Consider the following 24,709-nt stretch of genomic DNA (forward strand, 5'->3'; position numbering starts at 1 on the left):
TCCGGAATTGTACGGCGGATGGCGTTCCCGACACTCACGCCCGGCGGTCCCCGGTCGCGAAGATCGTCACATCGGATCTACCAGGGGAGACATCATGGGATCGACCGTCGCGGTCTACGGCGCCTACGGACACACCGGACGTTTCGTCGTGGCGGAGTTGCGCGCCCGGGGGTTCACCCCGCTTCCGTCCGGCCGCGACGCCGCGAGGCTGGCCGCGGCCTTCCCCGGCCTGGACGCGCGTCCCGCGTCGGCCGACGACCCGGCCTCCCTCGACCGCGCCCTCGCCGGCGCCGACGCGGTGATCAACGCCGCCGGGCCGTTCGCCGCCACCGGCGCCCCGGTCGTCGAGGCCGCCCTCCGCGCGGGCATCCCCTATGTGGACGTCGCCGCCGAGATCGAGGCCAACGCCGACACCTTCGCGCACTTCGCGGACCGCGCCCGCGCGGCCGGTGCCGTCGTCGTCCCCGCGATGGCGTTCTTCGGCGGCCTCGGAGACCTGCTGGCCACCACCGCGCGCGGCGACTGGACGAGCGCCGACGAGGTCCACGTCGCCTACGCGCTGAGCACCTGGCACCCCACCGAGGGCACCCGCGCGTCGGGCCGGGTGTCCACCGACCGCCGCGCCGGACGCCGCGTCCGGTTCACCGGCGGCGCGCTGGAGTACCACGACGAGCCCCTGTCGACCCTGGACTGGACGTTCCCCGAGCCCACCGGCACCCGGCGGGTGCTCGGCCGGTTCAGCATGGCCGACGTCGTCACGATCCCGAGCCATCTCGACGTCCGGGACGTCCACTCGTACATGACCGTGGAGGCCGTCACCGACCTGTCCTCCCCCGACACCCCCGCCCCGGCCCCGGCGGACGCGACGGGCCGCTCCGCGCAGACCTTCGTCGTCGACGTCGTGGTCCGCTCGGGCACCGAGGAACGCCGCGCCACCGCCACCGGCCGCGACATCTACGCCGTCACCGCACCCCTGGCCGTCGAGGCGGTCGACCGCATCCTCAAGGGAAAGACGAACACGACGGGCGTGGCGTCGGCGGGCGAGATCTTCGACGCGACGGACTTCCTCGACGCCCTCGCGCCCCACGTCACCGTCGAGCGCCACTGACGCTCAGCCGGGCAGCGTGAGGATCTCGGCCCCGTCCTCGGTGATGGCGACGGTGTGCTCGCTGTGCGCGGTGAGGCACCCGGTGGCGCTGCGCAGCGTCCACCCGTCGTCATCGACGACGAGCCGCGTCGTGTCGGCCATCACCCAGGGCTCCAGCGCGAGCATCATCCCCGGCCGCAACCGCACCCCCCGCCCGGCCCGCCCGTCATTGGGCACATGCGGGTCCTGGTGCATGGTCGACCCGATCCCGTGCCCCCCGAACTCGGTACTGACCGAGTACCCCCCGCCACGCAGCACCCGGCCGATGGCGGAGGAGATGTCCCCCACCCGCCCCCCGGGCAGGGCAGCCGCGATCCCCGCCGCCAAAGCCCGCTCGGTCACGTCGACGAGAGCAAGTCCACCGTCGGGCCGAGCCTCCCCGACAAGAAAACTGACGGCGGCATCAGCGGCCACCCCGCCCTTGACCAGCGCGAGGTCAAGAGACAGAAGATCCCCGTCACGAAGCACGTAGTCACGAGGCCGCCCATGCAACACGGCATCGTTCACAGAAGTACAGATGTAGGACCCGAACGCCCCAACCCCAAACGAGGGCGCGTAGTCGACATAACAGGAGGAACCCCCGCCAGCAAGGATCATCGACCGAGCCCACGCATCGACGTCGAGCAGATTCGTCCCCACCACGCACCGCGCCCGCAACTCCGCCAGGATCGCCCCCACCAACGCCCCGGCGACCCGAGCCCGCCCGACCTCGCCAGCGCTCAAGACCTCGATCACGGACACCCTCCAGACCAATAACAATACCGGCCATACTATACCGGCACTATCATCACCCCATGGTCCGACTCCCACTCACCCAGGCCGACCAGGAACGAGGCAACCGCCTAGGCGCCCGCCTACGCGAGGCAAGAGGCGACAGAACCATCCTCCAGACGGCCCTGGATGCGGGCATCTCCCCAGAAACCCTCCGCAAGATCGAAAGCGGCCGCATAGCCACCCCATCGTTCCCAACCATCGCAACCCTGGCCCAAACCCTGAACCTCTCCCTGGACACCCTCTGGACCGACATCAGCACCCCACCCAACACCCCAAGCCTGGCCTCCTAGCCACAAGGCAGGGAACGAGGGAACAGGGCACAAGGGCAGGGCAGGGCAGCAGCGCCCAAGAAACAACAAGATCAAAGGGGCCAGAGAAGGCAAAAGAGGGAAAGAACCCCACCAACAGCACCCCGCACGAGGGGGGCGTGGGGGCGAAGCCCCCACATCGGGGGGTTCCGGGGGGTCGTCCCCCCGGGAGGCATGAAGAAGGGGTAGCGGCCCGCGCTTTTTGCGGGCACACTACCCCCAACCCATTCGTGGGCGAGGAGGGATTTGAACCCTCACGTCCTTTCGGACACACGGACCTGAACCGTGCGCGTCTGCCGTTCCGCCACCCGCCCCGGGTGATGGCCCGGGTTTCCCCGGGTGCTCGAAGAGACTAGCACGGTCAGGGCACTGGATCGGTATCTGGATACTTCGAGCGAACCTTCGCACCGATACGATCGTCTACGAGTGGGGAAGGGAGGTGCCCGTGGGCGTCATTCAGCGCTTCGAGCGACGGCTGGAGGGCATGGTCGAAGGTGCCTTCGCGCGGGCGTTCAGGTCGGAGCTGCAACCGGTCGAGGTGGCCAGCGCGGTGCAGCGCGAGATGGACGACCGGGCCGCGATCGTGGCGCAGGGCCGCACGCTGGTGCCGAACGACTTCGTGGTGGAGATCTCGCAGCAGGACGGCCAGCGGCTCCAGGTGTACGCCGACAGCCTGAGCCAGGAGCTGGCGAATCTGGCGCGGGAGTACGCGAAGGAGCAGGGCTACTCGTTCGTGGGCCCGGTGCGGGTCCGGTTCGAGAATGCGGGCGATCTCGCCACCGGAATGTTCCGGATCCGGTCCGGGGTGATTCGCGGCTCGACGGTGGAGGGCGGCGAGATCCGCCGGCCGGTGAGCGACGTCCCGCAGGGGGGTCGCGGCGGCGCGTTCGGCGGGCATCCGAGGCTGTTGGTGACGACGGCCGTGGAGGGCGCGGACGCCACGCAGCGCACGTACGAGATCACCACTCCGGTGACTCTGCTGGGTCGCGGTACGGACTGCGATCTGCGTCTGGTCGATCCCGGCGTATCCCGGCATCATGCCGAGATCCGCGTAGAAGGTCCCGAAATCGCGCTCGTGGATCTAGGGTCGACCAACGGTTCTTTCGTGAACGGGCAGCCGATCCGGCGGGTCACGCTGGTGGACGGTTCGCGCGTCACGATGGGACGGACAACCTTGGTCTTCCGCCGCGATAGGGAGTAACCCCGACTCCGATGTCCGAATTCACCCTCACGCTGATCAAGCTGGCGTTCCTCGCGGTGCTGTGGCTGTTCGTCATCGCCGCCGTCGGAGTGATCCGGGCCGACCTGTTCGGCTCCAAGGCCGCCGACCGGGCCGCCAGGCCCCGGCCGGAGAGGCCCTCGCGCGCGCCCAAACCCCCGAGGGCGCAGCGCGGTGGGAACGCCCCGACCAAGCTGGTCGTCGTCCAGGGGGAACGGTCGGGGACGGTGATCAACCTGTCGGATGTCCCGATCACGATCGGGCGTGCGCCGGACGCCACCCTGGTGGTGACCGACGACTACGCTTCCACCCGACATGCCCGTATTTACGCGCAGGACGGTCAGTGGATCGTGGAAGATCTCGGTTCGACCAACGGGACGTATCTCGGGCGGACGAAGGTGAGCCGCCCGATGCCGATTCCGCCGGGAGTCCCGGTGCGCATCGGCAAGACCGTGATCGAGTTGCGCAAATGAGCCTCGGAATCCGGTACGCCGCGCGCTCCGATGTGGGGATGCTGCGCGAGGGCAACGAGGACTCGGCGTACGCGGGCAGCCATCTGCTGGCGGTCGCGGACGGCATGGGCGGCCACGTCGGCGGCGAGATCGCGAGCGCGGCGGCGATCGCGGCGCTGCGCCGGCTCGACACCGCCGAGCTGTCGCCGCCGGAGCTGCTGGCGGCGCTGGAGCAGACGGTCCGCGCGGCGAACGAGAACCTGCACCGCATCGTGGAGTCCGATCCGGCGTTGCAGGGCATGGGCACGACGCTGACGGCGATGCTGTGGGCGGGCGACCAGGTCGCGCTGGTGCACATCGGCGACTCGCGCGCGTATCTGCTGCGCGACGGCAGCCTGTTCCAGATCACACACGACCACACGCTCGTGCAGACGCTCGTCGACGAGGGCCGCATCAGCCCGGACGAGGCCGCGTCGCATCCGCAGCGGTCGCTGCTGCTGCGCGCGCTGGACGGCCGCGGCGAGGTCGACCCGGATCTGTCGCTGCGCGAGGCGAAGGTCGGTGACCGGTACCTGCTGTGCTCGGACGGCCTGTCGGGCGTCGTCACGGCGGAGACGATCTTCCAGGTGCTGACGGAGGTGTCCGACGCCGACCAGGCGGTCCGGCAGCTCATCGACCTGGCGAACCGGGGCGGCGGCCCGGACAACATCACGTGCGTCGTCGCGGACGTCGTCGACCTCGGGCAGCATCCGCCGCAGGCGGCGCCGGGGCAGGCGGTGGGCGCGGCGGCGAACGCGTCGCCGCCCGAGCCGGGCGCGGGCCCCTCGCCGGACACCCCGGCGGGCCGGGCGGCGCAGTTGCGCGACACGATGCCGCAGCAGCCGGTCGCGGTGGACGAGCGTCCGCCGCCGGCGCAGCGCACCGTGCCGGACACCGTCCCGGACGCGGCGGAGCGCTCGTCGCGCCGCGAGCGGCGTCCGCGCCGCTGGACGTGGCTGGTCGTGGCGGCGGGCGTCGCGGTGGTCGGCCTCGCGGCGGTCGCGGTGGTGACGTTGCAGAGCGTGCGCAGCGGCTACTACGTGGGCGAGGAGAACGGCCGGGTCGTGCTGTTCCGGGGCACCACGCAGGAGGTGCCGCTGCTGCCGCTGTCGCGCAAGGCGGACGCGAAGCAGCAGCCGAACCCGGCGATCATGCTGGCGGACCTCCCGGAGGACCGGCAGATCGCGGTCCGCGCGAAGTACGAGGTGCCGGACGGCCGCCAGGCCGTGACGCAGCTCGAAGAGCAGGTCTGCAAGCACTCCCTGGCCGATGAGGGCGGCAAGGTCGTCATCCTCAAGGGCAAGGGCCAGACGAACTGCAAGCAGTCGAAGGCGATGGGCACGGCGCTGACGGTGGCGGAGCTGCCGGAGAGCGACGCCCGGTCGGTCCGCGACGGCAAGTTCGTGTTCGTGAACCGGGCCGAGGCCGACAAGGCGCTCAAGACGCTCCAGCAGCGTCGCGACGCGTGCAAGGGCGACAAGAACTCGATCAAGGACTGTCCGCCGAACGGGGGCAAGTCGTAGATGACCATGACCTCGATCGGTGAGCAGATCCGCGCGCGCCTGCCGTACCAGCGCCGCAACGCGGCGACGCTGGTGCTGCTGATCTTCGCGATGGTGCTGACGCTGTCGGCGTTCGCGGAGGTCGGCCTGGCCCGTGACGGAAACGTCCCGGCGGGCCTGTTCGTGTACGGCGGCGGCCTGGTGGTGCTGGGCCTGGTGGCGTACGCGGTGCAGGCGAAGTTCGCGCCGTACGCCGACCCGCTGCTGCTGCCGCTCGCGGTGGCGCTGAACGGTATCGGCCTGGCGATGATCTACCGCCTCGACCTGGACACCAGCGCCGACCGCAAGGTGGCGGCGCAGGCGGGGCGCGCCCTGATCCCGGACGAGGCCAACGCGCCGACCCAGTTGATGTGGACGTTCGTCGGGATCGCGCTGTTCGTCGCCGCGGTGCTGATCATGCGCGACACCGACCGGCCGGACGCCAAGCTCTCGTTCACGCCGAAGACGGCGCAGCGGTACACCTACCTGATCGGCCTGTCGGCGATCATCCTGCTGCTGCTGCCGATCGTCCCCGGCATCGGCGCCCAGATCAACGGCGCCCGGGTGTGGATCAGGGTGGCCGGTTTCTCGGTGCAGCCGGGCGAGTTCGCCAAGCTCGCCCTGGTCGTCTTCTTCGCCGGATACCTGGTGAACAAGCGCCAGGCGATGTCGCTGATCGGCAAGAAGATCGGGCCGTTCAGCATCCCGCGCATGCGCGACCTGGGCCCGATCCTGATCATCTGGTTCTTCTGCCTGGGCGTGCTGTTCGTCCAGAAGGACCTCGGTACCGCGCTGCTGTACTTCGGCCTGTTCATCTCGATGCTGTACATCGCGACGCAGCGCGTGTCGTGGGTCGTCATCGGCGTCGGGCTGCTCGCGGTCGGCATCTTCGTGGCGACGCTGCTGCCCTTCATGGGGCACGTCAACCAGCGCATCGACATCTGGCAGAACCCCAAGCCGTACTTCGACGGCGGGTGCCTGCTGGACAGCGGCCGCGTCGTCCCGGTCAACCCCGACACCGAGATCTACAAGAGGTTCAAGGAGCAGGGCGACGGCTCGCCCGGCTTCTCGGCGTGCGCGGAGCTGGGCGGCAGCTACGCCGACAGCGCGCAGCTCATGAAGGGGCTGTTCTCGCTCGGTGAAGGCGGCGTGCTCGGCACCGGCCTCGGGCAGGGCGAACCCTGGCGGACGCCGCTGTCGTTCTCCGACTTCATCTTCGACTCGCTGGGCGAGGAACTGGGCCTCACCGGTCTGATGGCGCTGCTGCTGATCTACGCGATCATCGTGCAGCGCGGGTTCAAGACGGCCGTCGCGGCACGAGATCCGTTCCTGAAACTGTTCGCGGGCGGCGTCTCGTTCGTCGTCGCGCTCCAGGTGTTCGTGATCGTCGGCGGTGTCACCAAGCTGATCCCGCTGACGGGTCTGACGACGCCGTTCCTGTCGCAGGGCGGGTCGTCGCTGATGGCGAACTGGATCCTCATCGCGATCCTCGTCCGGATGAGTCACGACGCGCGCAAGCCGGCGCCGCAGGCCATCCAGGACGAGGGCATGACGCAGATCGTGAGCACGAGGTGATCACCCCATGAACATGGACAAACCCCTCCGGCGCGTGGCGATCTTCGGCATGCTGCTGTTCTTCGGGCTGATGGCCCAGGTCAACTACGTGCAGGGCAGCCAGGCCAAGGCCCTCCAGACCGACTCCGCGAACACCCGCCGCTTCTCGGAGGTGTTCAACTCCCCGCGCGGCCAGATCACGGCGGGCGGTCAGGTGATCGTGTCGTCGTCGCCGACCGGCAAGGACAATCCCAAGTACGGCCGCGACTACAAGGACGGCCTGGTCTTCTCGCCCGTCACCGGCTACTTCAACGGCGGCGCGTCCAAGGTCGAGCTGGCCTACAACTCGCTGCTCGGCGGCACCGACCCGCGCATCACGCGGCAGCGCTGGTTCGACGCGTTCATCGGCAAGAAGGCCGAGGGCGCGAACGTGGAGCTGGCGCTGAACCCGTCGGCGCAGCGCACCGCGTACCGGCTGGTGAAGGGCAACACGACGCGGCGCGCGGGCGCCGCCGTCATCGACGTCAAGACGGGCGCGGTCGTGGTGCTGGCGTCGTCGGCGTCGTTCGACCCGAACGAGGTGGCGCCGCAGCGCGAAAGCAAGGGCGGCAAGCGGCTCGCTGAGCTGGACGCCGCCAAGGGCGCGATCAAGCCGCTGATCGACAACGCGATGAGCCAGACGTTCCCGCCGGGCTCGACGTTCAAGACGGTCACGGCCGCGATCGCGATGGACACCCAGGGGCTGAACTCGTCCTCGACGGTCCCGACCGGTCAGCTCATCCTGCCCGAGTCGAACCGGCCGCTGCCGAACTCGCACGACACCGGCAACTGCGCGGGCTCGGCGCCGCTGCGCGGCGCGTTCGCCGAGTCGTGCAACACCACGTTCGGCAAGCTCGCGATGGACATGGGCATCGAGGCGCTGAACAAGGGCTCGTCGAAGTTCGGGTTCAACAAGCGGTTCCAGATCGAGCCCGACCTGAGCCCGGCCGAGAGCGACGTCCCGATCTCGGTCCGCGACGCCGAGGGCAAGCAGATCCGCACCGGCGCCGACGGCACGGCCCGCTCGGGCATCGGCCAGGAGAACGTGCGCGCGACGCCGCTCCAGATGGCGATGGTCGCGGCGGCGGTCGCGAACGGCGGCGAGATCATGCAGCCGTACCTGGTGCAGAAGGTGACGTCCAAGGAGGGCAACGAGCTGTACGGCGCGTCGCCGAAGGTGTACTCCAAGGCGATGAAGGGCGACACCGCCGACCAGCTCGCCGACATGATGCGCGCGGTCATCTCCGAGGGCACGGCGAAGAACCTCGCGGGCCGCAACATCGCGGGCAAGACCGGCACCGCCGAGCAGGGCGCGGGCAACCCGAACGCCCGCTGGTTCATCGGTTTCGGCCCGTCCGAGAAGCCGCGCTACGCGTTCGCGGTCGTCACCGAGGGCCCCGGCTCGGGCGGTGAGGCGGCCGGTCCGATCGCGGCGTCGATCATGGCGCAGGTGCTGTCGAAGTGACCGCCGACCTCGTCCTGTCCGGCCGGTACCGGCTGCTGGAGCGGCTGGCCACCGGCGGCATGGGCGAGGTCTGGCGTGCCCGCGACGACGCGCTCGCGCGGGACGTCGCGGTCAAACTGCTCCGCCGCGACCTGCCGGACGTTCCGGGCGGCGATTCGCCGCAGGCCGCGCGGGCGCGGTTCGCGGCCGAGGCCCGGTTCGCGGCGGCGCTGCGGCACGGCGGCGTCGCGCAGGTGTACGACTTCGGCCAGCAGGACGGCCGCGCCTACCTGGTCATGGAGTACGTGCGCGGCGAGCCGCTGTCGCTGCTGGTCCGGCGCACCGGCGGGCTTCCGGTGCGCAAGGTCTGCGACCTGCTCGCGCAGGCGGCGGACGCGCTGGCCGCCGCGCACGCGCGCGGGATCGTGCACCGCGACGTCAAGCCCGCGAACCTCCTGGTCACCGCCGACGGCACCGTCAAGATCACCGACTTCGGCATCGCGCGCGGCCCGGCGGCCGCGGTCGAGCCGACGCGGACGGGCGTCGTGCTCGGCACCGCGCACTACCTGTCGCCCGAGCAGGCGGCGGGCGAGCGGGCCACGCCCGCGTCCGACCTGTACGCGCTCGGCGTCGTCGCCCACGAGTGCCTGACCGGCGCGCCGCCGTTCGACGGTGACACTCCCGTCACCATCGCGCACGCCCATGTGCGGCTCGCGCCGCCGGAACTGCCCGGCCGCGTCCCGCCGGACGTGCGGGATCTCGTGGCGGAGCTGCTGGCGAAGGACCCGGCGGACCGTCCGGCCGGGGCGGCCGAGGTGGCGCGGCGGGCGCGGGCGCTCGCCGGAGCGCCCCGTCCGGTACCGGTTTCGGGCCGTCCCGTGGGTTTGTCGCGATTTGACGTCGGCGACCCACCGGATACCCTCGGCCGGGTAGCGGAGACCGGGCAGCGTCGCACGGTCGGCCGCGCGGTCTCGGCGTCCCTCCTGGCGACGGCCGGGATCGGCCTGCTCGCCGTGCTCGCGGCCGGCCCGCTCTGGCGGGGCCCCGCCACGGCCGATCTCGTCCACGACGAGCGGGAGACGCCCCCGGCCACCCCCGCCGGACACACCCCGGGCACTCCGCCGGACACCCCGCGCGGCGGCCCGGCCGCGACGGCCCGCACCACCGCCGCCACCCGGCCCGCGCCGGCGACGACGGCGGACCCGCGGAGCCTCCGGCCGACCCGCGCGTCGGAAGAGAACCGGCACGACGCTCCCCCCACACGCAGACCTACGACGAGACCGTCCAGGCCGGCACCCGCCGACCCGGAACCGAAGCCCACCCCGGCGGAGACCATCACGACTTCGCCGACTCCGGACCCGGCTCCCTCGCCCACACCCAGCGGCGGGCTAGGTTCTGAGGACCAGGCGTAGAGGTACGAGGGAAAGTGCGCATATGAGTCAACCTCGGCTGCTCGGCGGCCGGTACGAGCTCGACACCGTCATCGGACGCGGTGGTATGGCCGAGGTGTACCGTGCTCGCGACCTGCGCCTCGACCGGATCGTGGCGGTCAAGACGCTGCGTTCCGACCTCGCGCGCGACCCCACGTTCCAGGAGCGGTTCCGCCGCGAGGCGCAGTCGGCCGCGTCGCTGAACCACCCGTCCGTCATCGCCGTGTACGACACCGGCGAGGACATGATCGGCGACAACTCCATCCCGTACATCGTCATGGAGTACGTGGACGGCAGCACGCTGCGCGACCTCCTGCGGGAGAACCGCGCGCTGCGGCCGGAGAAGGCGCTGGAGATCACCGACGGCATCCTGCGCGCCCTCGACTACAGCCACCGGGGCGGCATCGTCCACCGCGACATCAAGCCCGCGAACGTCATGCTGACGCGCCAGCACGAGGTCAAGGTCATGGACTTCGGCATCGCGCGGGCCATGGCCGACACCGCGTCCACGATGACGCAGACGGCGCAGGTCATCGGCACGGCGCAGTACCTGTCGCCCGAGCAGGCGCGCGGCGAGCGGGTCGACTTCCGCAGCGACATCTACTCCACCGGCTGCGTGCTGTACGAGCTGCTGACGGGGCGTCCGCCGTTCACCGGCGACTCGCCCGTCGCGATCGCCTACCAGCACGTGCGGGAGGAGCCCGTCCCGCCGTCCCAGGTCGACCCGGACATCCCGCAGTGGGCGGACGCGATCGTCCTCAAGGCGATGGCCAAGTCGGCCGACCACCGGTACCAGAACGCGACGGAGTTCCGGCAGGAGATCCAGCGGGTGCTGCACGGGCAGCCGGTGGCGTCGACGGCCGCGTCCACGATGATGATGGGCGCCGCGCCGCAGGGGACGCAGGTCATGGGCGGACGCACGCAGGTGCAGCGGCCCGCTCGCGGCGGCTATGACGATCTTCCGCCCGTCCAGTACGACGAGGGCGACGGACGGGGCGGCAACGGCAAGAAGACCGCGCTGGCCGTGGGGCTCGCGGTGCTGGCCATCATCGGCGTCGCCGCGTTGGTCGGCGTGCTGCTGGTGAACGGCGACGAGAACAAGGCGCCGCCGAAGGTCTCGGTGCCCGCCGTCCTCGACCTGACGGTCGCGGAGGCGAAGGCGGCGCTGGAGAAGGACGGGCTGACGCTCAAGGAGCCCGTCGACGAGGTCTACGACGACGAGGTCGCCGAGGGCAAGGTCATCAAGAGCGACCCCGAGGCCGGTACGTCGCTGGAGCGCGGCCAGGAGGTCGCGCTGACGGTGTCCAAGGGCAAGAAGCCGATCGAGCGCGTCGACGTCCCGAACGTGCGGAGCCGGTCGGCGTCCGAGGCGCAGCAGATCCTGGAGGCGCGCGGCTTCAAGGTCGAGGAGCGCAAGGAGAAGTCCGACACGGTGCCGCGCGGCTCGGTCACCCGGACCGACCCGGCCGCCGGGAAGAGCCTGAAGAAGGGCTCGACCGTCGCGATGTACATCTCCGACGGCGTCGACCTGATCACCGTCCCGAACCTGACGAACCAGTCCAAGGACACCGCCTGCAAGCAGCTCCGCTCGCTGCGCCTGAAGTGCAACGTGGAGGAGGCGCCGCCGCCCCCGGGCAACACGGCCCCGCCGGGCTGGGTGTGGGAGCAGTCGGCCCCGCCGGACTCCAAGGCCACGGCGGGCGAGACGGTGACGATCCGCGTCGTCCCCAAGCCGACCCCGCCGCCGTCGCCCCCGGAGACCCCGCAGCCCCCCGAAGGCCAGTGACCTGACGCGAAAAGGCCCGGCACCCGCGAGGGTGCCGGGCCTTCGTCGGGTCAGCGGCCGAACGCGGCGGTGAACTGGTCCACCGTGCGGGGCTTCTTCCATCCGGCGGGCAGCTCGGAGTGCTGGGCGGTGATGCCGAACATCTGGGTGTCCTTGCCGCCCTGGAGCCAGAACCCGTCGGTGAACGGCGAGAACAGGCGCGCCTTGGCGGGGACGCCCGCCGGTCGCTGGACGGCGGACTCGGGGTCGGGCTTCCAGCCGGTCAGGTCCTCCAGGACGGCGACCGTCCTGGCCCGGGGGTTGAGCGCCGACAGCTTCGCGGGCGCGACGGCCGTCCCGGTGGCGACGGCGACGTACACGCGGCCGTCGAGGACGTGGCGGCGGTCGCCGTCCAGGACCTTGTCGACCTTGAGGACGAACGTCGTGTAGGTGTCGCCCTCGGAGCTGGGGCCGGTCACCCGGATGCCGTCGATGACCTTCTCCACCGTGCCGGACACGATGAGGTCGGCCTGGGCGCGGGCGTCGGCCGGGGTGCGCAGCGGGTTGTAGTCGCCGGGTTCGAGCTTGTACCCGGCCAGCTCGGTGAGCTGACGGACGGACCCGTCCGTGGTGGGCTGCGCGGCGGGGGCGGCCGTGGTGGCGTCGCCCCCGCAGGCGGCGGCGGACAGCACCGCGAGGCAGGCGACGGTGGCCCCGACCGCTGTTCTGGTCGTCATGTCGGTCGTCTCCCTCAGTAGGCCTTGTTGAGGTGGCCGCGGTCGTGGGCGTGGTAGCTGCGGTAGGTGAGGGACGTGTTGGGGATCTCGCCGCTGCGCATGGCGCACTGGTGCGCCTTGGGCGAGTGGTGCCCGAGCCCGATCGTGTGGCCGACCTCGTGGACGACCGTCTTGCGCCGGTCGTACCAGTCGTTCGAGCCCTTATCGAGTTCGGGGAAGTCCATGCGGACGCGGGCGCGGTCGCACTTGCCCTTCTTGACCCACTTCATACAGGTGGCGTCCCCGCGCACGCCCGACTTCAGGTTCGAGGCGTAGAAGTGGATGTCGGTGGTGTTGGAGCACTTCGATCCGGTCTCGTACCGGACGGTCATGTCGGTGGTGTCGCCGAGGCGCTTCATGCCGTAGACCACGGCGTCCTTGCGCGCGGTCGACCAGCCGCTGCCCTTAAAGCAGTAGGTGTGCGTGGAGTTGTCCGCGAGGTAGGTCTCGGGGAACGTGGTGGCGCTCGCCGGCGCCTGCACGGCCAGCAGCGCGCCTGCCGCGACCGTCGCCGTCGTCAGGATGCGGGCCGCGAGCCTGACTCTGGACGGGGGTGTGCCTGCCATCCTCACCTCTCATGAAGGGAGGCGTCCGAGCCCGGGGGATGGTCGCGGGGGAGCGGGCCGGGCGCCTCGAAATGATCTTCGCGAGAAGGGTAAAGATCAACGACGCCGCCACCGTATGGCAACAAGTGCCTACAAAGTCGTCAAACCTGCATGATCTTGGAGCGAACCCCCGCTCAGGACGATCTCGCCCGCAGGAGCACCGCCGCCGTGGCCGCCCCGAGCAAGGGGCAGGCGGCGATGGCCAGGACGAGCCCGATCGGACCGGCCGTGCTCGCCAGGGCGCCCGTGAGCCCCGCGCCGATCGCGGACGCGCCGATCTTGAGGCTGCCCGCCGTCGTGTTGACCTGGCCCAGCCGTCCCGGCGGCGCCTCGCGCTGACGGAGCATGAGCGTCGCCGCGAAGACCGGGCCCTCCGCGACGCCCGCCGCCGCGAACGCCGCCATCGCCCACGCGACGTCCGGCACCACCGCCAGCGACGCCAGCGCCGCGCCGAACGCGACGAGCCCGAGCAGCATGACGCGCTCGGCGTGCCGGGCCGTCAGCCAGCGCGACGACGCCAGCGATCCCGCCAGCGACCCCACGGCCATCGCGACGAGGAGCCGGCCGCCGACCGCCTCGTCCGCGCCCAGGTGCCGGGCGAGCAGGACGGCCGTGATCGCGACGCCGCCGAAGCCCGTCCACGCGAACGTCGTGCCGACCGTCAGGGCGCGCAGCACCCGGTTGCCGAACAGGACACCGAGGCCGCCGCCGACGATCGTCCGGATCGAGTCGCGCGGCGTCGCGGCGGGGTCGTGCGTCTCGCCGGGGCCGGGGAGCGGCAGCAGCATCAGCGCCAGCACGCCGACCACGGCGCCCGCCACAATGGCCGCCCCCGCGTACGCGCCGCCCGCCACCGACGCCACGCCCGCCGCCAGCCCCGGCCCGGCGATGGCCGCGACGTTGTAGCTCGACGCCTCCAGCCCGTAGGCGCGCGGCAGCCGGTCCGGCGGGACGAACCGGGGCAGCAGGCTCGTCAGCGCCACCACGATCGGTTCCGTCAGCCCGATGACCACGGCGATCGTCAGCGCCAGCACCAGCGGCGACGCGCCCGCCACCGCCAGCAGCGCCGCCGTCGCGACCCCGTACACGCCCGCCAGCGCGACCGCGACCCGGCGCGGCCGGGCGACGCGGTCGAGCGTGTGCCCGATGACCGGGCCGGACAGCACGTACGGCAGCAGCAGCGCGGTCTGGAGGAACCCGGCCGTCGCGGCGTCGCCCGTCCGCGCGTGGACGGTCAGGACGAGCGCCGTCGCCAGCCCCTCGGCGGAGACGCGGAGCAGCGTGGCGGCGGTGAGGTGCAGGGGGAGGCCGGGGGAGCGCACGTCCGCATCGTTCCATGCGGGGTGAAAGCGGCATCGGGGTGGGAAGGTGTGGAACATGGGAGATGAGCAGCATTCCGTCACAAGCGAGGTGGGGCGGCTGCGGACCGTCCTGCTGCACCGGCCGGGCGCCGAACTGAAACGACTCACGCCGCGCAACAGCGACTACCTGCTCTTCGACGCGATCCCGTGGGTCGACCGCGCCCAGGAGGAGCACGACGCGTTCGCCGAGCTGCTGCGCGCCCACGACGTCGAGGTCCTGTACGTGACCGAGCTGCTCCAGGACGTCCTGGAGTACGGCGCCGCCCGCGACCAGGCCATCGCCGAGGTCGTCGCGGACGCCCGCTGGGGCGAACGGCTCCGCGCGATCGTCCGCGAGTACCTCACCGGCCTCGACCCCGAGGACCTGGCCCACACCCTCATCGCGGGCCTGGCCCACGAGGAGCTGCGCGCCGGGCACGGTCTCGTCTACCGGCTGATGGACCGGCTCGACTTCATCATCGACCCGCTGCCCGGACTGCTGTTCACCCGCGACAACAGCGCGTGGATCGGTGACCGGGTGGCGCTGACGAGCCTGGCGATGCCCGCCCGCCGCCGCGAGTCGGCGCTGACGAAGCTGCTCTACGCGCACCATCCGCGCTTCGCGGGCGTGCGGCCGGTGTACGACCCGTCGCTGGAGCACGTGGAGGGCGGCGACGTCCTGCTGCTGTCCCCCGGCGTCCTGGCCGTCGGCACCGGCGAACGCACGACGCCCGCCGGGGTGGAGCGGCTGGCCCGGCAGGTCTTCGAGGCGGGGCTGGCGCACGTCGTCCTGGCGGTTCCCATCGCGCAGGAACGCGCGACGATGCACCTGGACACCATCTGCACGATGGTCGACGTCGACACGGTCGTCATGTACCCGCCCGTGGCCGACTCCCTGACGGCCTACCCCGTCACCTGGCGCGACGGCGACCTGCACGTCGCCGAACCCCGCCCGTTCCTCCAGGCGGCCGCCGAGGCCATGGCCGTGGACCGCCTCAAGGTCATCGACACCGGCCTGGACCCGGTGACGGCCGAACGCGAACAGTGGGACGACGGCAACAACACCCTGGCCATCGCCCCCCGCCTGGCCATCGCCTACGAACGCAACACCGAGACCAACCACCACCTGGAGAAGGCGGGCATCGAAATCCTCCCCATCAGCGGCTCCGAACTCGGCTCCGGCCGAGGCGGCCCCCGCTGCATGTCCTGCCCCATCCTCCGCGACCCCCCACCCTGACGGCTGAAGTGCTCAGCCCCATGCCGTTTGCGTTTATTGCATTTATGGCACATACTGCATTCAGAGGGGAGTGTGGTCATGGCGGTACGTACCCCGAAGTCTCTGGAACCGGGGCGTGTGGACGCTCAGGATGCGGCCCGCGCCTTGCGGCGGATCAAGGACTACCTGACAGAACACCCTGGCGCCGACGACATCCGTGTCACCGGCGAACTAGCGGACGAGGCACTGGTCCTGCCGCGCGACGTCGTCACCATGCTCGCCTACATGCTCACCCAGCTCGCCGCAGGGCGCGGGGTGACGATGATCCCCAACCACGCCGAGCTGACCACGCACCAGGCCGCCGACATCCTGAACGTGTCCAGGCCGTACCTCATCGGCCTGGTCGACAGGGGCGAAATCCCCCACCGCCTAGTGGGAAGGCACCGGCGCATCCTCTTCGAGGACCTCATGGCCTACAAGCAGCAGAGCGACGCCGACAGCCGCAAGGCCGCCGACGACCTTGTGGCACTCAGCGAGGAACTGGGCTTGTACTGATGGCCTTCGTTGTCATCTATGACGCCAATGTCCTCTACGGCAACGAGGTCCGCGACCTCCTTGTCCGGCTGTCCCTCTCCGGCCTGGTACAGGCACGCTGGACGAACGAGATCCTCGACGAGATGGAGCGGAACCTCCTCGCCAACCGGCCGGACATCTCGGTGGACAAGATGTCACTTCTGCGCGAGCGTATGAACAGTGCGGTCCCAGGGGCGCTGGTCGAGGGCTATGAGGGTCTGATCAAGGCCCTCGAACTCCCCGACGCCGACGACCGGCATGTGCTTGCCGCCGCTGTGAAGGCCGGAGCGCAGGTCATCGTCACCTCGAACCTGCGCGACTTCCCGGCCGACAGGCTCACGGACTTCTGCGTGCGAGTCCAGAGCCCCGACGATTTCGTCCTCGACCAACTCGATCTCGACAACGGGATCGTCCGCGACTGCGTGCATCAGATCGCGAACAGCCGCCTTCGACCGCCCAAGACCTTCGCAGCCGTCCTCGACGCGCTTGAGCGCGCCGGCCTGGTCGAGTCGGCCGCAGCTCTCCGCGATTGACCCTGCCACCGATCAGCGGAACAGGGCGGCGACGGCGGTTGCCAGGGTGAGGACGGCGAGGAAGGCGGTGGCGGCGCGGGTGAGGGCGGCGGGATAGTCGGCGCCGCCGAGGCGGGCGAGTTTGGCCATGGTGGCGGCGGCGAGGAGGGCCGTGATGGTCACGAGGGCGGTGGAGATCAGGATGAGGGCGAGGCCGGGCATTTCGGGGCTCCTTCGTGGTCGGTTGCCGGCCTTGAATGTCGCGGTTCCGTTGTTCGGCGGGGTTCGGGCGGACGATGATGGACATCGGCGAACATCGGGTCTTCCGGGGTGCGGATGGACGAGCGGCGCGCGGACGTGCTCGCCGAGCTGCGTGGCAGGTTGGCGGACGGTCTCGCGGGCACTCGGCTGACCAAGACGCAGTTGGCGACGCGGGCCGGGCTGGGGCGGACGACCGTGCAGCAGGCGTTCCAGGCCGACTCCCCCGAGCCTCCTTCCGCGCAGACGGTGGCGGCGCTGGCCAAGGTGCTGCGGCTGCCCGCTGACGAACTGCTGGAGCTGCGCCGCGCGGCGCTTGCGGAGCCTGCTCCCGACGCTCCGGGACGGCCGATCGGCGCATGGCACCCGCACGACCTGGAGGTCCATCCCGCCGGGGCCGTCACGGAGGCGCTGCCGTCCTACGTGGCCCGCGCGCACGACGCCGTCCTGGCCGAGGCCGTCCGGGACGTGGCATCCGGACGCAGCCGGATGCTGGTCCTCGTCGGAACGTCCTCGACGGGCAAGACGCGCGCCTGCTGGGAGGCCGTCCAGCCCCTCGCGGACCGGGGCTGGCGGCTGTGGCATCCGTTCGACCCCACGCGTGCGGAGGCGGCGCTGGACGAACTGCACCGCGTGGCGCCGCACACGGTCGTGTGGCTGAACGAGGCACAGCACTACCTCGGTGACCCCGCGACCGGCGAGCGCGTCGCCGCCGCACTGCACACCCTGCTGACGGACGCCGACCGCGCCCCCGTCCTGATCCTCGGCACCCTCTGGCCCGAGTACGCCGACCGCTACACCGCCCCTCCCCGCCCCGACGCCGCCGACCCGTACAGCCGCGTCCGCGAACTCCTCGCCGCCCGCACCGTCACCGTCCCCGACACCTTCGGCCCGGACGAACTCCGCGCCGCCCGCGCCTCCGGAGATGACCTGCTCTCCGACGCCCTGTCTCGCGCCGCCGAGCACGGCCGCGTGACCCAGGACCTCGCCGGAGCCCCCGAACTCCTGCGCCGCTACGAACAACCCGCGTCCCCGGCGGTGCGCGCGCTCCTGGACGCCGCGATGGACGCCCGCCGCCTGGGCGTCGGCCTCCACCTCCCCCGCGCCTTCCTGGTCGACGCGGTACCGGACTACCTGAGCGACGACGACCTGGCCGCGCTGCCCGCCGACTGGGCGGACACGGCGTTCGCGGATCTGGCGCGTCCCGTGCACGGCAGGCAGACGCCGCTGCAACGTGTCGTGGCGCGTCCGGCCAGCCGTCCGTCCGCCGCCGCGCCGGTCCCGCAGGACGGCCACCGGCTCGCGGACTACCTCGAACAGCACGGCCGCGTCACCCGTTGGCAGGTGTGCCCGCCCGCGTCGTTCTGGCACGCCGCGCTGACCCGTCTCCCGCGCGCGGCGGACGTCGCCGCGCTGGCCGAGGCCGCCGCCGACCGGCACCGCCTCCAGTGGGCGCACGCGCTGCGGATGCACGCCGCCGAAGCGGGCCATCCGGGCTCCCTGCGTCGGCTCGCGGAGGCGCGGGAGGAGTCCGGGGACCCCGAGGGCGCCGCGGCGTTGCTGCGGCGGGCCGCCGAGAGCGGGGACGCGCGGGCGCTGCTCTCGCTGGCGGACGAGCGGACCAGGGTGGGCGACTGGTCCGGCGCCGAGCCGTTCGCCCGGCGGGCGGCCCGCGCGGGCGCACCCGACGGGCTGACGCTGCTCGCCGAGATCAGCGCGGCCAGCGGCGACCGCGAGCGCGCCGAGGACCTGGCCCGGCTCGCCGCCGAACATGGCGAGCCGTACGCCTACGCGAGCCTGTCGAGGCTCTACGAGCTGCGCGGCGAGCGGGACGTCGCGGAACGGCTGGCCCGGCTGGCGGTGCGCGCGGGCGAGCCCGGCGCGATCGCGCGGCTGGCGGAACGGCGTGCGGAGCTGGGGGACCGCGCGGGCGCCGAAGATCTCGCCCGCCGGGCCGCCGAGGCGGGGGACGGCGGCGACGCGCTGGCCTGGCTGGTGCACGCGCGGGAGGAGTCGGACGGCCGGGAGGAGGCTGAGGCCCTGGCGCGGCGCACCGCCGACCTGGCTCCACGCCGGATGCTCTTCGCCTGGGCGGCACTGCGCGAGCGGGCGGACGACCACGCGGGCGCCGCCGCGCTGTACCGGCGGGCGGCCGGGCACGACCACCCGGAGGCGATGGCCCGGGTGGCCGTGCTGTGCGAGGAGTCCGGTGAGCGGGCGGAGGCCGAGCGCTGGGCGCGCCGGTCGGCCGGGCCGGACGCGCTGTCGCGGTTGGCGGCGCTGCGTGAGGCGGCGGGTGACCGGGCGGGCGCCGAGGCGTTGTGGCGGGAGTGCGCGGAACTCAGTGATGCGGAGGCGGTGGTCCGGTTGGCCGTGCTCGGTGAGCGGTCCGGTGACCGGGCTGCGGCGGAGCGCTGGGCGTCCGGCCATACCGGCGCGTTGTCGCGATTGGCGGAGTTGCGTGAGGCGGCGGGTGACCGGGCGGGCGCCGAGGCGTTGTGGCGGGAGTGCGCCGAACTCGGTGACACGGACGCGTTGATCCGGCTGGTGGGGCTGCGGGAGCAGGCCGGCGACCGGGTGGGCGCCGAGACGCTGGTGCGACAGGCGGCGCAGAACGGCCATGTCACCGTGCTCTTGGCGCAGGTGTGGGAGCAGGTCCGGGGCCCGGCGGCCGAGCCGCTGTACCGGTCGCTCATCGACGCCGGTCACGCCGACTCCCTGGCGGGGATCGTCGAACGGGCCGGGGAACGGACGCTCCTGCACGCCTGGTGGCCGCACGGCCTCGATCCGGACGGCGCGCTCACGCCGCCGTGGTCGCCGGAAATCCAGTGGACCGCCCAGGGCGACCCCGCCTAGATTCGGCCGCATGTACTTCGTGACCGGCATCGATACGTTCGCGGGCTTTGGCCCGCTGAGCGCGGTGTCGGCCGCCTGCGTTGACGGCGTCCGACGGTGACCCTCCTGCGTGCCCTTCGAGAACCGGCGGAGGGGGGTCGTGAGGGGTCCGGAATGTTCCGGGCGCCGTTCGGGTTCTCAGGGCACCCTTCTTGAGAAAGAGGCCGAGAGATGGCCAAGCAGGCGTACGAGCGCGGGAAGCCGCATCTCAACATCGGGACGATGGGGCACGTCGACCACGGGAAGACGACGCTCACGGCGGCGATCACGAAGGTGCTCGCCGGGCGGGGGCTCGCGAGCGCCGTGCCGTTCGAGGGGATCGACCGGGCGCCCGAGGAGCGCGACCGCGGGATCACGATCAACGTCGCGCACGTCCAGTACGAGACCGCCACCCGGCACTACGCGCACGTGGACATGCCGGGCCACGCCGACTACGTCAAGAACATGATCACCGGTGCCGCGCAGATCGACGGGGCGATCCTCGTCGTGTCCGCGCAGGACGGGGCCATGCCGCAGACGCGGGAGCACATCGTGCTGGCGCGTCAGGTCGGGGTCGAGTACATCGTCGTGGCGTTGAACAAGGCGGACGCGGCCGACGACCCCGAGATCCTCGACCTGGTCGAGCTGGAGGTGCGGGAGCTGCTGTCGGAGTACGGGTTCCCCGGCGACGACGTGCCGGTGGTCCGCGTCTCCGGGCTCCGGGCGCTGGAGGGCGACCCGTACTGGACGGCGCGGATCGACGCGCTGCTCGACGCGATCGACGCCTATGTCCCGGTTCCCGACCGGGCCGTGGAGCGGCCGTTCCTCATGCCCGTCGAGAACGTCCTGACGATCACCGGGCGCGGCACCGTCGTGACCGGCGTGATCGCGCAGGGCAGCGTCCGCGTCGGTGACGCGGTCGAGGTCGTCGGGCTCGGCGACGCGTTCGGGTCGGTCGCGACCGGGCTGGAGACGTTCGGGCAGTCGATGGGGCGGGCCGAGGCGGGCGACAACGCCGCGGTGCTGCTGCGCGGGGTCCGGCGGGACCAGGTGCGGCGCGGGCAGGTCGTCGCGGCGCCGAGCAGTATCGCCCCGCACGTCCGGTTCCGGGCGCGGGTGCGGGTACTGACGGCGGCCGAGGGCGGACGGTCCGGCCCGTTCTTCCACGGGTACCGGCCGCAGTTCCACTTCCGGACGACGGACGTCCCCGGCGGCATCGACCTCGGCGGCGCCGGGGAGATGGTGGTGCCGGGCGACACGGTCGAGATGGTCGTCGAGCTGGGCAAGCCGGTCGCGATGGCCGAGGGGCTCGGCTTCGCGATCCGCGAGGGCGGCCGGACGGTCGGCGCCGGGACGGTGCTGTCCGTGCTGGACTGAGCGGTGACGAGGGGGACGGGCCACGGCCCGTCCCCCTTTTCGTCCGCAATTGAGTGGCCGGGTCGTCCGGAACCGGTGGCGGTGGCGATCTTGATGTGGTGAGATTTCCCGGAAACCCCCGCTGATTCACCTTTCTGGAGTTATGTGTGCGTGCGCCCCGCGCTCTGATTCCCCTGCTCGCCGTCTGCGGAGCCGCCGCCATCGTCGCGTTCGCCGGAGCCGGCGCCGCGATCGAGCACGATCCCGCGCCGGTCCTCGCCGACTCCGTCGTGGAGGACGCCGCCCCCGCCACGATCACCGCGATGACCTGGAACGTCTGCGGCGACGCGCGTCCTGAGTGCCCGTCCGGCACGGACCCCGGCGCGCTCGTGGACGCCGTGGCGCGCGAGGCCGCCGCCAACAGCGTCGGCGGCCGCCGGGTCGCGGCGAACGCGATCCTCCTTCAGGAGGTGTGCTCGGCGCAGGTGACGGCGCTCGGCGACGCCCCGGCGTTCCGGGACTGGACATGGGTGTTCAGCCCCGACGCGCCCGACGCCGTCTGCGCGAACGGGCAGGGCCGTCCCGGCGTGGCGCTCGGCGCGCGCGGCCCGCTCGGCGACGTCCGCACCGTGGCGCTGCCCGCCGACCAGGGGCAGGGCCGCGCGGCGGTGTGCGCGACGTCGCCGCAGTGGGCGACCCGGCTGTGCTCGGCGTCGTTCAGCGACGCCGCCCAGGACCCGTCCGGCGCGTGGCGCGCCCGGCAGGCCGCCGCGCTGGCGAAGGCGGCGGGCCCCGGCCGGACCGTCTTCGGCGGCCACCTCGCCGCCGAGCCCACCGCCCCCGCCCTCGACGGCCTGTACGCCGACTTCGACGAGTGCGACGAGGGCCCCGACAGCCGCGACGGCGGCAAGACCCTCCAGGACTGGCGCGGCCACGCCGTCACCAAGACCGACTACCTGTTCGTGAACGCGGAGTCGACCGTCTCCTGCGCGGTCCCCCGCAGCCCGAACCCGTCCTCGGACCATCGCCCGCTGACGTCCGTCGTCCACTTCCCCTAGGCGGCGGCGCGGCGGCGCTGGTAGGACACGGTGACCGCCGCGAGCAGCGGCGCCCACGCGACGAGCGGCAGGTACAGGAAGCCGACGAGCGTGTGCCCGAGCGGGGTCATGCCGTCGTCGGGCAGCGTCCACCAGAACAGGAACGGCGTCCACAGGACGGCGAGGACGGCGACGCCCAGCCAGGCCGCGCCCGCCACGGCTCTGCGCGGCAGCGGCGCGCCGCCGACGAGCGGTACCCACCGCGGCGCGACCTCGCCCCAGCGGGCCACCAGCCCGAGCGTGAGGAGCGCGGCGGCCTCGGTGAGCAGGCTGAGCGCGACCAGGTAGACGGGCCCCCACGCCGAGGTTCCGACCAGCGCGCGCAGTCCCTCGTCGGTGTGGCCCAGCGGGAACCCGAGCGCCAGCCCGATCCGCCACAGCCCCGACGGCAGGGCGAGCAGCGCGGCGGCGTGCGCGGCCCGCCGCGCCCAGCGGGGCGCGGCGGCGACGGCGGGGGCCTCGTCAACGATCATGCCGACCACTCTGCCGTCGCGGCCGTCCCGGCACCTCACCCGCCCGGCCCGGCGGTCTCCCCCGCGAGAGGGAGACGCACCGCCGGGCGTCAGTGGACGGCGCGGTCCTGGCCCTCCCAGTACGGGGTGCGCAGCTCGCGCTTGAGGATCTTGCCGGTGGGGTTGCGGGGGATGGCGTCGCGGCGGTCGATCGACGTCGGGCACTTGAAGTGCGCGAGGCGGCTCCGGCAGAACTCGATGAGGTCGGCGTCGGAGACGTCCTCGGAGAGCACGACGACGGCCTTCGGCGTCTCGCCCCAGCGGTCGTCGGGGACGCCGATGACGGCGCAGTCGGTGACGGCCGGGTGCTGCATGACGACGTTCTCGACCTCGGCGGGGTAGATGTTCTCCCCGCCGGAAATGATCATGTCTTTGACGCGGTCGTGGATGTAGAGGTAGCCGTCGGCGTCGAGGTAGCCGACGTCGCCGGTGCGGAAGAAGCCGTCGGGCAGGAGGGCGGACGTCGTCGCGTCGGGCAGGCCCCAGTAGCCGACCATGTTCTGCGGGGTGCGGCACAGGATCTCGCCGACGTCGCCGAGCGGCACCTCCTCCAGCGTGGCCGGGTCGGCGATCCGCAGTTCGCAGCCGGGGCTGGGGAGGCCCGCGCTGCGCAGCCGGTGCGCGTTCGGTCCGTCGGGGACGTGGTCCTCCGGCGGGAGGTAGGTGATGGAGCCGGACGTCTCGGTCAGCCCGTAGACCTGCATGAACTTGGTCGTCGGGAACATCGCCATCGCGCCGCTCAGCACGTCGCCGCTGATCGGGGACGCGCCGTAGATGATGAGTTCGAGGCTGCTCATGTCGGCCTCGGCCACCTGCGGGATGAGCTGGAAGAACTGGAGCAGCACGGGCACGAGGAAGACGTGCGTGACGCCGTGCCGCTCGATGTCGCGGGAGAGGCCGACCGGGTCGGGCTCGCGGGAGATGACGCCGGTGAGGCCCTTGTACACGACGGCGATCGTCAGTACGCACCCGGCGACGTGGTACATCGGCATCGCGACCATGAGGACGGTGTCGTCGGTGATGTTCCACAGCTCGTCGGCGGCGGGCAGCAGCGCCAGGAAGTTGTCGTGCGTGAGCATCACGCCCTTGGGCAGCCCGGTGGTGCCCGAGGAGTAGAGCTGGACGAACACGTCGGACGCGGCCGGTTCGTGCGCGGGCGGCGCGGCGCCCTCGTGCGCGCCGACCCAGTCGGCGTAGGCGGTGCGGCCCTCGGCGCCGCCGATGACGACGGTCAGCGCGGTGTGCTCCAGCTTGTCGGCGATGGCGTCGAGGACGGGCACGAACTCGGGCCCGACGACGAACACCCTGGCCCGCGCGTTGTTGACGATGAACGCGACCTCGTCCGGCGAGAGCCGGTAGTTGACCGGGACCTGCGCGGCGCCGAGACGGGCGGCGCCGAACAGGATCTCGGCGTATTCGAGGGAGTTCTTGTCGAGGACGGCGACGCGGTCGCCGGCGGTGACGCCGGCCGCGGCGAGCGCCGCCGCGGCCCGGTCGACCCGCCGGTCGAAACCGGCGTAGGTGACGGTCTCGTCGCCCGCGTGGAAGGCGACGCGGTCGGGGTGGTTCTGCGCGTTCGCGCGCAGGACGTCGGTAAGACCCGCCATGGGGAGGAACCTTTCGCCGTTGAACCGCCTGGGGTTGTCACGCATCATCCGGTCAACGTGAGGCAGGACACAAGTGGTTCCCGGCAGGTCGCCCCGGCTAGCGGTGACTCTTTCCCGACCCCGCCACGACCTTGACGACGAGGAACACGACGGTCGCGACCACGCCGAGGAAGAGGAAGAACTTCAGCAGCGAGAACAGCCAGCCCAGAACGGTGAAGGCGAGCCAGATCGCGAGGATGACTCCGATGACGGTGAGAATTGTCCGACCCAT

23 protein-coding genes and 1 tRNA gene are annotated in these 24,709 nt (G+C 72.0%); 15 read left to right on the top strand and 9 right to left on the bottom strand.

All coding sequences use genetic code 11. The features are described from left to right. The first annotated feature begins 94 nt into the window (after window positions 1–94). Window positions 95–1,108, top strand: a complete 1,014-nt coding sequence (locus C229_RS0106695) for a saccharopine dehydrogenase family protein (RefSeq protein ID WP_018654308.1) — start codon at window positions 95–97, stop codon at window positions 1,106–1,108. 3 nt (window positions 1,109–1,111) lie between these two features. On the opposite strand, the gene map is transcribed toward C229_RS0106695, so the two are convergent. Next, entirely contained in the window at window positions 1,112–1,882 is a 771-nt protein-coding gene (gene map, locus C229_RS0106700) for a type I methionyl aminopeptidase (RefSeq protein WP_018654309.1), read from the bottom strand. Between the two features lie 59 nt (window positions 1,883–1,941). Here map and C229_RS33440 point away from each other — a divergent pair, with 59 nt between their 5' ends. After that, entirely contained in the window at window positions 1,942–2,211 is a 270-nt protein-coding gene (locus C229_RS33440) for a helix-turn-helix domain-containing protein (RefSeq protein WP_081639754.1), read from the top strand. 249 nt (window positions 2,212–2,460) lie between these two features. Here the strand turns inward: C229_RS33440 and C229_RS0106705 are convergent. Beyond that, window positions 2,461–2,543: transfer RNA gene (locus C229_RS0106705), tRNA-Leu, on the bottom strand. A 131-nt stretch (window positions 2,544–2,674) separates the two neighbouring features. On the opposite strand from C229_RS0106705, the gene C229_RS0106710 reads away from it, so the two are divergent. Genes C229_RS0106710 through pknB form a run of 7 tightly spaced genes read left to right on the top strand, consistent with a single transcriptional unit; the run spans window position 2,675 to window position 11,733 of the window. Further along, complete coding sequence (locus C229_RS0106710; protein ID WP_018654310.1) at window positions 2,675–3,430, top strand: FhaA domain-containing protein; 756 nt, start codon at window positions 2,675–2,677, stop codon at window positions 3,428–3,430. 11 nt (window positions 3,431–3,441) lie between these two features. Then, window positions 3,442–3,921, top strand: coding sequence for an FHA domain-containing protein FhaB/FipA (locus C229_RS0106715; RefSeq protein ID WP_018654311.1), 480 nt, complete (start codon window positions 3,442–3,444; stop codon window positions 3,919–3,921). Beyond that, window positions 3,918–5,462, top strand: coding sequence for a PP2C family protein-serine/threonine phosphatase (locus C229_RS0106720; RefSeq protein WP_026313510.1), 1,545 nt, complete (start codon window positions 3,918–3,920; stop codon window positions 5,460–5,462). Before C229_RS0106715 ends, C229_RS0106720 begins: the two co-directional genes overlap by 4 nt. After that, a complete protein-coding gene (locus C229_RS0106725) occupies window positions 5,463–7,055 on the top strand; it encodes an FtsW/RodA/SpoVE family cell cycle protein (protein ID WP_018654313.1) in 1,593 nt (530 codons plus the stop codon). Window positions 7,056–7,068: 13 nt separating this feature from the next. Beyond that, on the top strand, window positions 7,069–8,538 hold the full coding sequence (locus C229_RS0106730) for a penicillin-binding transpeptidase domain-containing protein (protein WP_240487100.1): 1,470 nt from the start codon (window positions 7,069–7,071) through the stop codon (window positions 8,536–8,538). Then, complete coding sequence (locus tag C229_RS29695) at window positions 8,535–9,929, top strand: serine/threonine-protein kinase (protein WP_018654315.1); 1,395 nt, start codon at window positions 8,535–8,537, stop codon at window positions 9,927–9,929. The genes C229_RS0106730 and C229_RS29695 overlap by 4 nt, the downstream gene beginning before the upstream one ends. 22 nt (window positions 9,930–9,951) lie before the next feature. After that, window positions 9,952–11,733 carry a Stk1 family PASTA domain-containing Ser/Thr kinase gene (pknB, locus tag C229_RS29700; RefSeq protein WP_018654316.1) on the top strand — a complete coding sequence of 594 codons (1,782 nt, stop codon included), beginning with the start codon at window positions 9,952–9,954 and terminating at the stop codon, window positions 11,731–11,733. A gap of 50 nt (window positions 11,734–11,783) precedes the next feature. On the opposite strand, the gene C229_RS0106745 is transcribed toward pknB, so the two are convergent. The 3 genes from C229_RS0106745 to C229_RS29705 form a co-directional block, all read right to left on the bottom strand. Next, window positions 11,784–12,449 carry a hypothetical protein gene (locus C229_RS0106745; RefSeq protein WP_018654317.1) on the bottom strand — a complete coding sequence of 222 codons (666 nt, stop codon included), beginning with the start codon at window positions 12,447–12,449 and terminating at the stop codon, window positions 11,784–11,786. A 14-nt stretch (window positions 12,450–12,463) separates the two neighbouring features. Continuing rightward, a complete protein-coding gene (locus C229_RS0106750) occupies window positions 12,464–13,054 on the bottom strand; it encodes a hypothetical protein (RefSeq protein WP_018654318.1) in 591 nt (196 codons plus the stop codon). 173 nt (window positions 13,055–13,227) lie between these two features. After that, a complete protein-coding gene (locus C229_RS29705; protein ID WP_018654319.1) occupies window positions 13,228–14,415 on the bottom strand; it encodes an MFS transporter in 1,188 nt (395 codons plus the stop codon). A gap of 55 nt (window positions 14,416–14,470) precedes the next feature. Here C229_RS29705 and C229_RS0106760 point away from each other — a divergent pair, with 55 nt between their 5' ends. From C229_RS0106760 to C229_RS0106770, 3 genes are all read left to right on the top strand, one after another. Beyond that, entirely contained in the window at window positions 14,471–15,670 is a 1,200-nt protein-coding gene (locus tag C229_RS0106760; RefSeq protein WP_026313512.1) for an arginine deiminase, read from the top strand. A 117-nt stretch (window positions 15,671–15,787) separates the two neighbouring features. Then, window positions 15,788–16,204: a helix-turn-helix domain-containing protein gene (locus C229_RS0106765; RefSeq protein ID WP_018654321.1), complete on the top strand. Its 417-nt coding sequence runs from the start codon at window positions 15,788–15,790 to the stop codon at window positions 16,202–16,204. Continuing rightward, window positions 16,204–16,755 carry a PIN domain-containing protein gene (locus C229_RS0106770; RefSeq protein ID WP_018654322.1) on the top strand — a complete coding sequence of 184 codons (552 nt, stop codon included), beginning with the start codon at window positions 16,204–16,206 and terminating at the stop codon, window positions 16,753–16,755. The genes C229_RS0106765 and C229_RS0106770 overlap by 1 nt, the downstream gene beginning before the upstream one ends. A gap of 12 nt (window positions 16,756–16,767) precedes the next feature. On the opposite strand, the gene C229_RS0106775 is transcribed toward C229_RS0106770, so the two are convergent. Continuing rightward, window positions 16,768–16,956 carry a hypothetical protein gene (locus tag C229_RS0106775; protein WP_018654323.1) on the bottom strand — a complete coding sequence of 63 codons (189 nt, stop codon included), beginning with the start codon at window positions 16,954–16,956 and terminating at the stop codon, window positions 16,768–16,770. 114 nt (window positions 16,957–17,070) lie between these two features. Between C229_RS0106775 and C229_RS29710 the strand changes: the two genes are divergently transcribed. The 3 genes from C229_RS29710 (at window position 17,071) to C229_RS0106795 (ending at window position 22,280) form a co-directional block, all read left to right on the top strand. After that, window positions 17,071–19,848 (top strand): transcriptional regulator, encoded by a 2,778-nt coding sequence (locus tag C229_RS29710; RefSeq protein WP_018654324.1) that lies wholly within the window; start codon window positions 17,071–17,073, stop codon window positions 19,846–19,848. A 210-nt stretch (window positions 19,849–20,058) separates the two neighbouring features. Further along, complete coding sequence (gene tuf / locus C229_RS0106790; RefSeq protein WP_018654325.1) at window positions 20,059–21,243, top strand: elongation factor Tu; 1,185 nt, start codon at window positions 20,059–20,061, stop codon at window positions 21,241–21,243. A gap of 146 nt (window positions 21,244–21,389) precedes the next feature. Further along, complete coding sequence (locus C229_RS0106795; protein WP_018654326.1) at window positions 21,390–22,280, top strand: endonuclease/exonuclease/phosphatase family protein; 891 nt, start codon at window positions 21,390–21,392, stop codon at window positions 22,278–22,280. On the opposite strand, the gene C229_RS0106800 is transcribed toward C229_RS0106795, so the two are convergent. The 3 genes from C229_RS0106800 to C229_RS34645 all read right to left on the bottom strand — a co-directional run bounded on the left by C229_RS0106800 (window position 22,277) and on the right by C229_RS34645 (window position 24,709). Next, window positions 22,277–22,792, bottom strand: a complete 516-nt coding sequence (locus tag C229_RS0106800; RefSeq protein ID WP_051108919.1) for a hypothetical protein — start codon at window positions 22,790–22,792, stop codon at window positions 22,277–22,279. The genes C229_RS0106795 and C229_RS0106800 overlap by 4 nt on opposite strands. An 89-nt stretch (window positions 22,793–22,881) precedes the next feature. Continuing rightward, on the bottom strand, window positions 22,882–24,438 hold the full coding sequence (locus tag C229_RS0106805; RefSeq protein WP_018654328.1) for a long-chain-fatty-acid--CoA ligase: 1,557 nt from the start codon (window positions 24,436–24,438) through the stop codon (window positions 22,882–22,884). A gap of 97 nt (window positions 24,439–24,535) precedes the next feature. After that, entirely contained in the window at window positions 24,536–24,709 is a 174-nt protein-coding gene (locus C229_RS34645; RefSeq protein ID WP_018654329.1) for a hypothetical protein, read from the bottom strand.

Origin of the sequence: Actinomadura flavalba DSM 45200 (assembly GCF_000374305.1) — a bacterium.
Classification (GTDB): Bacteria; Actinomycetota; Actinomycetes; order Streptosporangiales; family Streptosporangiaceae; genus Spirillospora; species Spirillospora flavalba.